This is a genomic window from Nonomuraea maheshkhaliensis (assembly GCF_039529435.1).
Classification (GTDB): Bacteria; Actinomycetota; Actinomycetes; order Streptosporangiales; family Streptosporangiaceae; genus Nonomuraea; species Nonomuraea maheshkhaliensis.
Map to the genome: position 1 here is coordinate 1 of NZ_BAAAMU010000228.1, position 8,001 is coordinate 8,001.

Consider the following 8,001-nt stretch of genomic DNA (forward strand, 5'->3'; position numbering starts at 1 on the left):
GTCCTACGCCTCTCCGAGCGTTACCGGCGGGCCGTCAGCGGCCGGTAAGGGGGCGGCTAGCGGGTCCCGGCAGGGTCGAAGGCATGAAGAACCTGACACACGTCGCGGGCGGCAAGAACGACTTCCAGCTGGTCCGCCACCTGACCCTGGCCGGCGGCCAGGTCGAGATCGGCAGGGCGCTGGCCGAGGAGGCCAGGCGGCTCGGCTGGGCGCCCGCGCCGATCGACCCGGTCGTGGGCAGGGCGCGCAGGACCTGGTTCGAGCGCCACTGGCCGCAGCACCACGCGCGCATGGACGGCGCGGCGGCGGCGCTCGGACTCGACCCCGACCAGGACGACCTGGCCCTCGACGCCCTCTCCTTCGTCCCCGCGGGCTCCGGCTGCTCGGCGATGTGGATCCCGCCGTCGGCCGCCGCCGACGGGCACGGCCGCGTGGGCCGCAACTACGACTTCTTCCCGACGACGACCAGCGAGATCATGGGCGGCACACCGGGGCAGGACGAGCTGCCGATGGCGTCGCGCCCGTACGTGATCACGACGCTGCCCGACGAGGGGCTCGCCTCCGTCGTGCTCACCATGAACGAGCTCGACGGCTGCATGGACGGCATCAACGCGGCCGGCCTGGCGGTCATGCTGCTGGTCGCCGACTTCGAGCGGGCGGAGCCACCGCAGGGCCCGGCCACGCCGCAGGTGGGCCTGGCGAGTGTGCAGTTGCCCAGGTTCCTCGTCGACACCTGCGAGAACGCCGACCAGGCCAAGCAGGCGCTGCTGGGCGCCAAGCACTACGACTTCGGCGTGGCGCTGCACTACCTGGTGGCCGACGCGTACGGGCAGGCGTTCGTGTGGGAACGGGGCAGGGACGGCAGCGAGCACATCATCGACCTCGGCGACGCCCCGCTCTGCGTCACCAACCACCTGCTGCACCGCCACCCGGACCCGGCGAACCTGCCCGAGGACGGCCCGCACAGCTTCGGCACGTTCGAGCGGCTGCGCACGCTGTACGAGCGCGGCACGAAGTCCGGCTCGATGACCGCGGGCGACGTGCGGGACGGCATGGACGCGGTCCGCCAGCCGGAGACCGGAGACCTGCCGTTCCGCACGTTGTGGTCGACGGTGTTCGACACCGCCGACCGTACTCTGTCGGCCCGCTTCTACCTGGGCGACGGCGGCCGCTACAGCGACGAGCTGGTGTTCTCCGCGGCAGCAAGATAGTCGGCACGGACTTTCGAGCGCGACAGCTTGCCGGTCGGCGTGCGCGGCAGCCGCTCGCGGTACTCGATCAGCTTCGGCTGCTTGAACCTGGCGATCCGCGGCCCGCAGTGCTCCAGCAGCTCGGCGGTCAGCTCGGGGCCCGGCGTGTGCCCGGCGGCGGGCTGCACGAGCGCGACCACGTTGTGGCCCCACTCCTCGTCGGGCACCCCGATCACGGCCACGTCGGCCACGGCGGGATGTTCGAGCAGGGCGGCCTCGATCTCGGCGGGGTAGATGTTCACCCCGCCGGAGACGATGAGATCGGTGCGCCGGTCGCACAGGAACAGGTATCCGTCGGCGTCGAGGTAGCCGATGTCGCCGGGCGCGTACCACTCGCCCCGCATGCTGGCGGCGGTCTTGCCGGGGTCCTTGCGGTACTCGAACGTACCCATGCTGGACTTGACGTGGATCAGGCCGGGCTCGCCCGGCGGCAGCTCCTCGCCGGCCTCGTCGAGGATCTTCGCCTCGAACGTGGGCGCGGGCCGGCCCACGGTGCCGGGCCTGGCCAGCCATTCGTGCGGCTTGACGGCGAAGGCGATGGTGGACTCGGTGGAGCCGTAGTACTCGTACAGGACCGGCCCCCACCAGTCCATGATCTGCTGCTTGACCGCGACCGGGCAGGCGGCGGCGGTGTGGATGACCTGGCGCAGGCTCGACACGTCGAACTTGCCCCTGACCTCCTCGGGCAGCTGCAACATCCGGTGGAACATGGTCGGCACCATCATCGCGTTGGACACCCGGTGCCGTTCGACCAGCTCCAGGATGTTCACCGGGTCGAACCTGGGCGTGATCACCACGGTGTGGCCGAGGTGCAGCGCGAACTGGGCGTGCGCGCACGGCGCGGAGTGGTACATCGGCGAGGTCACCAGGTGCACCTCGTCGCCCGCCTTGAGGTCCACGACCTCCCCGAAGAACCACGTGTAGAGCGGCACGAGCTGCTCCGGCTCGGCGCCCGCCAGCGGGCGCTGCACGCCCTTGGGGAAGCCGGTGGTGCCGGAGGTGTACCACATGACGGCGCCGGCGGTGCGGTCGGCGGGCGCGTCCGCGGGCTGCCCCTCGGCCAGGCCGTCCGTCCCGATCTCGCCTCCGGGGACGGCGTGCTCGGCGCTGGTGACGACCACCTTGGCGTCGCAGTCGCCCAGGATGTACGCCACCTCGGCGGCCGTCAGATGCCAGTTGATCGGCACGTAGTAGAGCCCGATCTGCCCGGTGGCCATGACCAGGACGAGGGCGTCGACCCCGTTGGGCAGCACCCCCGCGACAACGTCACCCGTGCCGAGCCCGCGTGCCCGCAGGCCGTGCGAGACCTGGTTGACCCGGGCGAGCAGGTCGCCGTAGGAGGTCTCGGAGCCGTCGGTGTCGATCACGGCCGGGCGGCCGGGGTCGGCGGCGGCGATGGCGTAGAAGCCGGGGAGGTCGCTGACGTCCATCACAACTCCAGTAGTTGCGCGAGTCTGGCTCGGTGGATCCTCGGGGGGCCCAGCAGCACCTCGTCCGCCTTGGCCCTTTTGTAGAACAGGTGCGCGTCGTGCTCCCAGGTATAGCCGATCCCGCCGTGGAGCAGAAGGTGGTCGCGGGCCACCTCGAAGCAGGCGCGGCCGACGTACGCCTGCGCGAGCGCGGCGGCCTCGGGCAGCTCTTCGGGCGACTCGTCGGCGGCCCAGGCGGCGTAGCGGACGATCGACTCGGCCTGTTCGAGTTTGCCGTGCATGTCGGCGAGCTTGTGCTTGACCCCCTGGTAGGAGCCGATGTAGCGGCCGAAGGCCACGCGGACCTTGGCGTAGGCCACGATCGACTCCAGCGCCGCCCGCATCACGCCCAGCTGCTCGGCGGCCAGCGCCACGCACAGCCGGTCGCCGACGCCGGCCTGCGGCGCGGGCCCGAGCACCCGCGCGGGCGCGCTCTCCAGCACCACTTCGGCCAGGCCGCGGGTGAGGTCGAGCGGCTCCAGCGCGGTCCTGCGCACGCCGGGGCCGGCCAGCTCGACGGCCAGCAGGACCTTCCCGCCACCCTCGCCGCTGGGGGCGGGCGCCACGAGCACGTCGGCTTCCATGCCGGTGAGCACCCTGGGCAGGGTGCCGCTCGCGGCGGAGCCGTCGAAGGAGAGCTCGCCCTGGTCGAGCGTGGCGGCGACGCGGCCCTCCGCGATGCCGGTCAGCAGCTCTTTGTCGGGGGTCGCGGTCAGCGCGAGCGCGGTGAAGGCGGTGGCCAGGAAGGGGCCGGGCAGCAGGGCGGCGCCGGTCTCCTCCAACACGACGGCCAGCTCGGACAGACCGGCTCCGGCGCCGCCGTACTCCTCGGGGACGATCAGTCCTGACAGGCCCAGCTCGCCGTTGAGGCGCGCGTACACCTTCGGGTCGTAGCCGTCGCGGGCCTTGGGCAGGGGGGAGGCGGTGCGCAGGAAGCCGCGTACGGCCTCGCGCAGTTCGCGCTGTTCCTCGCTGAGTACGAGCTTCACGCCTGCGTCCCCACCTTCAGGTCCTTGAACGGCACGGTCTTGTCCACGCGGGGCTCGGGCGGCAGGCCGAGCACGCGGTCGCCGACGATGTTGCGCATGATCTCGTTGGTGCCGCCGCCCAGCGCCATGCCGGGAGCCGTGGAGATCGCACGGGCGAGGGGATGGTCGGCCAGCATCGCCTCGGGGCCGGCGAGCCGGGTGGCGAGGTCGGCCTGGAACATGGTCAGCTCGGCCAGCAGCAGCTTGGCGGCGCTGCCCCGGGCGCCGGGGAAGATCCCGGCTCTGGTCTCCTGGGCCAGCCGCTGGTTGAACAGCGCCAGCGCGCGGGTGCGGATGTGCAGCTCGACGAGCTCGTCGCGGACCAGCGGGTCGCCGGTGTCGACGACCTGGCGCAGCGCCTCGACGGAGGCGGGGTTGTCCTTCTGCCCGCCCATGCCGACGCCGGCCGAGATCGACAGCCTCTCGTGCAGGAGGGTCGTGACGGCCACGCTCCAGCCGTCGTTGACCTCGCCGACGCGGTGCTCGTCGGGAACGGTGACGTTGTCGAAGAAGATCTCGTTGAAGTTGGCCCTGCCGGACATGTCCTTCAGCGGCCTGACCGTCACGCCGGGGTGGTGCATGTCCACCACGAACATGGTCAGGCCCTTGTGCTTGGGCACGTCCACGTCGGTGCGGGCGAGCAGCAGCCCCCAGTCGGCGTGATGGGCGACGGAGGTCCACACCTTCTGGCCGTTGACGATCCAGTGGTCGCCGTCGCGCTCGGCCCTGGTCTGCAGGCTGGCCACGTCGCTGCCGGCGCCGGGCTCGGAGAAGAGCTGGCACCAGATCTCCTCGCCACGCAGCAGCGGCCGGATGAACCGCTCGCGCTGGGCGTCGGTGCCCCGGTCGACGAGCGTGGGCCCGGTCATGCCCAGGCCGATCATGAAGACGTAGGTGGGCAGGGTGTGGTCGCGGGCCGCCTCGGCGAACGCGCGCTCCTCGGCCTGGGTCAGCCCCTGTCCGCCCCACTGCTTCGGCCAGGTGATGCCGGAGTAGCCGGCGTCGTAGAGCTTGGCCATGAAGTCCTTGGCGCGGGCGATCCCGTCGGCCTCAGGAGGGTCCTCGGACGGAGCGTTGTCCCGCAGCCAGGCTCCGGCCGCACGTCGATAATCAGCAAGGTTCACATCGACTCCTCGGCATCAGTGCTCACTTACTCTAGTCAGGTCGCCCCGGCACGCATAGAGCATTGCTCTGGAGGTCTTTCCCGCGCGAATCGCCCGGCCACACCCCCAGGAACGCCCGTTTCGTCACAAGCGTGGCGAAATAGGGGACTGAGGCGCTTTTGTGACCTCCTACCGAAAGGCATTCGGCCTTTCCCGATTACCATGATCAACATGACAGTCGGTAAGCCAGGCCGCCGCACCGTACCGGAACATCTCAGATCAGCAGCACTGACGCCCGGTTTGTCCTATAAATACTAATGATCAGAAGTTAGAGTTACTCGCTGTGACAACAGGTTTCAGCCGATTACGGCGCGAGGATCTACTGAAGACGGCCTGCGAGGTGATCGCGGAGCGGGGATTCGGGCACGCCAGGACCCTGGACATCGCCAGGGCGGCCGGCGTCAGCCAGGCGCTGCTCTTCTACCACTTCGAGACCAAGGAACGGCTGCTCGCCCAGGCCTTCGCGTACGCGGCCCGCCTGCATCTCGAAGCCCTGGCCGACGTGGAGCGTTCGACGGGCACGCCCCTCGACCGCCTGCGCTCGCTGCTGCGGCTCTGCTCGCCCGCGATCCCCACCGAGGGCTGGCGGTTGTGGATCGACGCCTGGTCCGAGGCCATGCGCAGCACGGAGCTCGAAGAGATCTCGCGGCGCATCGACGCCAGGGGACGCACGCTCATGCGCTCGATCATCGAGGCCGGCGTGGCGGGCGGCGAGTTCACCTGCCCGGACCCCGACGGGACGACGTGGCGGCTCTTCGCGCTGATCGACGGGCTGGCGGTGCAGACGCACACCCATCCCAAGGTGTTGTCACGGCGGCGGGTCAACGTGCTGATCCGTACGGCGGCGGCGATCGAGCTGGGGGTGCCCCAGGACAAGTTGTGACCGGAAAAGCCGCGGTCCTCTCTTTCCCGCCTTATTGGATTCTTCGTACAATTAGCGGGCGAGGAGAGGAGTGCACGCGATGACGGACGCACCGAGCTCTACCACCGCCAGGGAACGTGACGAGCAGGTCGCGAGCGGGAGCGCGTACCGAGCGGTCATCGAACGCCTCTCGAAGGCGTCGGTCGACAAGCACTGGGAGCCGTACCGCGACATCCCCTGGGACGACCCGGAGTTCCTCGTGGATCCGGAGGATCCGCGCTGGGAGTTGCCCGAGGTCGACCGGCTGGGCGGCCACCCGTGGTACCGCGGCCGCTCCCCCGAGGAGCGCGCCAGGATCGGGCTGTGGCGGGTGGCCACGGCGATGAAGATCGGGCTGCAGTTCGAGAACCTGCTCAAGCGCGGGCTGCTCAACTACGCCTACCGGTTGCCGAACGGATCCCCCGAGTTCCGCTACGTCTACCACGAGACCATCGAAGAGGGACATCACGGGATGATGTTCCAGGAGTTCGTGAACCGTACCGGGATGCCGATCCGCGGCATGCCCGGCCCGCTGTCGATGATCGCCCAGGTGGCGCCCTGGATCCCGCTGATCTCGACCGAGCTGTTCTTCATCTTCGTGCTGGGCGGCGAGGACCCGATCGACCACGTCCAGCGCAGGGTGCTCAAGGACGGCCGGGCGCACCACCCGCTGGAAGAGACGATCATGCGCATCCACATCGCGGAGGAGGCCAGGCACATCTCCTTCGCCCGGCACTACCTGCGCAACCGCGTGCCCAGGATGCCCGCGCACCGGCGGCTGCTGCTCGGCCTCGTCTCGCCGGTCGTCCTCGGCGTCATGGCGCGCATCATGCTGGCCCCGCCCGGGGCGATGATCCGCCGCTTCAGGATCCCGGCGAGCGTCGTGGCCGAGGTCTATCTCCGCGACCCCGGCGCCCGGCGGAACATCCGCGACTCCGTCGCCAGGACGCGCGAGCTGTGCGCCGAGATCGGGCTGATCAACGCGGTGACCCGGCGCGTCTGGCGGATCATGGGAATCTGGGAGGCGCCGCGGGCCGCCGGGCGACCAGCACCTCGGTGACCGTCACCAGCTCCCACCTGCCCGACGGGTTGGACGCGAGCAGCGCCCGCCTGGCCGCCTCGGTGAAGGCGTCCAGCCGGTCTCCGAGGCGGGCCGGGGCGGTGTAGGAGTAGGACAGCTGCAGGCCGATCACGGCCTCCAGGTCGTAGCCGATCCGCACCTCGTAGTGGGCCCGGTCGAGGTCGCGGAACGGCGAGCCGGCCAGCACGTCGTCATGGTGCTCGCCGCTGGCCTGGTAGGAGTTGCTCGCGGTGAAGGTGTTGACGCCGAACGCGTCGCGCACCCGCCGCATGGCCGGCTCCCACGGCTGCTCCTCGCCCGCGCGGGTGGGGCCGACCAGCGCCACCACGCCGCCCGGCGGCAGCAGCCGGTCCAGGTCCGCCAGCACCGCGCGCCGGTCCATCCAGTGGAACGACCGCCCCATCACGACGTGGTCGAACGGAGGCAGCCGGTCGAGCGTCGTCGAGTCGCCGCGCAGCCAGCGGATGTTCTCCGCCCGCGCGGCCAGGCGCCTGCCCTCGGCGAGCATCTCGGCGTCCGGGTCGACGGCCAGCACCTCGCGTACGCGCCGGGCCAGCGGGATCGCCACCGTGCCAGGGCCGCAGCCCAGGTCCAGCACCGTCGCCCCGGCGCCGAACGTCATGGCCAGGTGCTCGATCGCCGGGTCGCCGTGGCCGGAGCGGTATTTCGCGTAGTAGGGAGCCGCGCCGCCGAACAGGTCCTCCATGGATGGGACCATATACGGGTTCGCGAATTGTCCGATGGAAGGTTCTGATCTGTGAGGCGGCTACTCACGGTCCTGCTGCTCGCCCTCGCCGCCGTGGGCGTGGCCGGCGCACCGGCCCAGGCGCACAACGTGCTCATCTCCAGCGACCCGCGCGACGGGTCCACGCTGGCGGCCTCGCCCGAACGGGTGACCCTGGTGTTCGACCAGGCGGTACGCCAGGGGTACGCGCAGGTGGGCGTGACCGGGGCCGACGGGTCCTCGTGGGCCGACGGGAGCCCCGAGGTGGCGGCCGAGCGGGTCACGGTGAAGGTGCGGCCGTTGCCGGGCGGAGGGTCGTACACGGTGGGCTACCGGATCCTGTCGGCCGACGGGCACCCCGTCACCGGGAAGATCAGCTTCACCC

Annotated in this window: 8 protein-coding genes; 4 read left to right on the plus strand and 4 right to left on the minus strand. The window is 70.8% G+C overall.

Annotated features, from left to right (window positions below; genetic code table 11):
* Positions 1-83: 83 nt before the first annotated feature.
* Entirely contained in the window at positions 84-1,211 is a 1,128-nt protein-coding gene (locus tag ABFX54_RS55110; protein WP_346115339.1) for a C45 family autoproteolytic acyltransferase/hydrolase, read from the plus strand.
* Here the strand turns inward: ABFX54_RS55110 and ABFX54_RS55115 are convergent.
* Genes ABFX54_RS55115 through ABFX54_RS55125 form a run of 3 tightly spaced genes read right to left on the minus strand, consistent with a single transcriptional unit; the run spans position 1,172 to position 4,871 of the window.
* Positions 1,172-2,680: an AMP-binding protein gene (locus ABFX54_RS55115; protein WP_346115340.1), complete on the minus strand. Its 1,509-nt coding sequence runs from the start codon at positions 2,678-2,680 to the stop codon at positions 1,172-1,174. The genes ABFX54_RS55110 and ABFX54_RS55115 overlap by 40 nt on opposite strands.
* Entirely contained in the window at positions 2,680-3,708 is a 1,029-nt protein-coding gene (locus ABFX54_RS55120; RefSeq protein WP_346115341.1) for an acyl-CoA dehydrogenase family protein, read from the minus strand. Before ABFX54_RS55120 ends, ABFX54_RS55115 begins: the two co-directional genes overlap by 1 nt.
* A complete protein-coding gene (locus ABFX54_RS55125) occupies positions 3,705-4,871 on the minus strand; it encodes an acyl-CoA dehydrogenase family protein (RefSeq protein WP_346115342.1) in 1,167 nt (388 codons plus the stop codon). The genes ABFX54_RS55120 and ABFX54_RS55125 overlap by 4 nt, the downstream gene beginning before the upstream one ends.
* Positions 4,872-5,193: 322 nt before the next feature.
* Between ABFX54_RS55125 and ABFX54_RS55130 the strand changes: the two genes are divergently transcribed.
* Together ABFX54_RS55130 and ABFX54_RS55135 are read left to right on the plus strand one after the other, a co-directional pair.
* Complete coding sequence (locus tag ABFX54_RS55130) at positions 5,194-5,793, plus strand: TetR/AcrR family transcriptional regulator (RefSeq protein ID WP_346115343.1); 600 nt, start codon at positions 5,194-5,196, stop codon at positions 5,791-5,793.
* 79 nt (positions 5,794-5,872) lie between these two features.
* A complete protein-coding gene (locus tag ABFX54_RS55135) occupies positions 5,873-6,871 on the plus strand; it encodes an AurF N-oxygenase family protein (protein ID WP_346115344.1) in 999 nt (332 codons plus the stop codon).
* Here ABFX54_RS55135 and ABFX54_RS55140 read toward each other — a convergent pair.
* A complete protein-coding gene (locus ABFX54_RS55140; RefSeq protein WP_346115345.1) occupies positions 6,819-7,598 on the minus strand; it encodes a class I SAM-dependent methyltransferase in 780 nt (259 codons plus the stop codon). The two genes, ABFX54_RS55135 and ABFX54_RS55140, sit on opposite strands and share 53 nt — an antisense overlap.
* A 51-nt stretch (positions 7,599-7,649) precedes the next feature.
* Here ABFX54_RS55140 and ABFX54_RS55145 point away from each other — a divergent pair.
* Positions 7,650-8,001, plus strand: a 352-nt coding sequence (locus tag ABFX54_RS55145; RefSeq protein WP_346115346.1) for a copper resistance CopC family protein, incomplete at its 3' end; no start/stop codon positions are given.